Here is a 1,173-nt window from a genome sequence, read left to right as displayed (position 1 = left end):
GCTAATTAGCTTATTTGTGTCTAAATTTAAAATTTCAGCCATTTTTTTCTCCTTTATTTTAAATTACGATAATCTTGATAATTTATACAAGCATTTACGCATTTATTGAAATATTCTCTATTAAAATCTTTACGATATTGTCGTGCTTTATTAGAAGTTATTTGATTACATTCATTATCGCAAAAACTATGTCTAATAGCATTTGGGCTAACAAAAGTAAAGCTATATCCAAATGAAAATATTATAACTAAAAATACAAAATGTTTCATATTGTTCTCCTTTATATTAGATTAGCGTCTCTAGCTTTACGCAACTCTTTATCACTCCATTTTATCATTTAACGAGCCACGCCTACTTAAGTTATCTATCCGACAAATACGGATTTTTTTTACTTGGTTTTTCTATATCTTTTTTAGCCTTTGTATAAGCCTTATAAAGCTCATTTGGTGCGTCTTGCGTTGGCTCATTAGCTTCAGCTAGAAATTTAGCATATTGCTTGGCTCTAGTTTGATTTGTGGTATCTTTGTTTTTATACCCATCTACTATACTTTGAGTTCCCATATATCCAAGCCCACCACCAACAAGAGCGATAGGTAGCCCTACTTTGGTGTATGCGTCCATCATCTTTGAGCGTGGATTGAATGCTCCATTATTGCTTATGCTTTTTATTTGATTAGGGCTAAAAGCTGTGTATATATAGCCTATATCATCATTCCAATCTTTATATACTACGCCATCATAGCCGTGTTTTTTTAGCACTTGTGCTGGGTCAAATTCACCAAAATTTTCTTTTACATTAAATTGCTCTTTGACCTCTCTTACAAAGCCATAATTATCATTTGCTTTTGAGATATAAGGATTTTTGATATTTAAATATATAGACATTACATTTTTGCCATAGCCTTTTGCTTTTTGTTTAGTATCTGTAAAATAAAAGCTTTTACCTAGCCAACTACCCTTTAATTTATTTATGTCAAAAGCATTGAAATTTGCGTTAGTGCCGTGATAAAATACCTTTGGTGAGCCATCACTCTCTTTTGTTACTGCGTGGCTATCTTTATGCCAGTTTGCTAAGTTAGTGATTTTTTCATCGCTATATTCTTGCCCCATTTTTGTCATTTTTGCTTTAAATTTATCAGCCCATTTGGGTTTAGCTATAGTCTGGGCTTTATT

2 protein-coding genes are annotated in these 1,173 nt (G+C 31.9%); both read right to left on the bottom strand.

Annotated elements, in window-relative coordinates; translation table 11 throughout:
• Positions 1-53: 53 nt before the first annotated feature.
• On the bottom strand, positions 54-269 hold the full coding sequence (locus CSUIS19072_RS08405) for a hypothetical protein (RefSeq protein ID WP_086236864.1): 216 nt from the start codon (positions 267-269) through the stop codon (positions 54-56).
• A 91-nt stretch (positions 270-360) separates the two neighbouring features.
• Positions 361-1,173, bottom strand: an 813-nt coding sequence (locus tag CSUIS19072_RS08400; protein WP_442863299.1) for an ADP-ribosyltransferase-containing protein, incomplete at its 5' end; no start/stop codon positions are given.

It is taken from the genome of Campylobacter sp. RM19072, assembly GCF_024723485.1.
Lineage (GTDB): Bacteria > Campylobacterota > Campylobacteria > Campylobacterales > Campylobacteraceae > Campylobacter > Campylobacter porcelli.
This window is presented reverse-complemented; position numbering and strand designations above follow the sequence as displayed.

What these genes read in the sequence shown, in the direction of transcription:
- CSUIS19072_RS08405 (WP_086236864.1), bottom strand. Translation starts at nt 269, where the DNA reads ATGAAACATTTTGTATTTTTAGTTATAATATTTTCATTTGGATATAGC.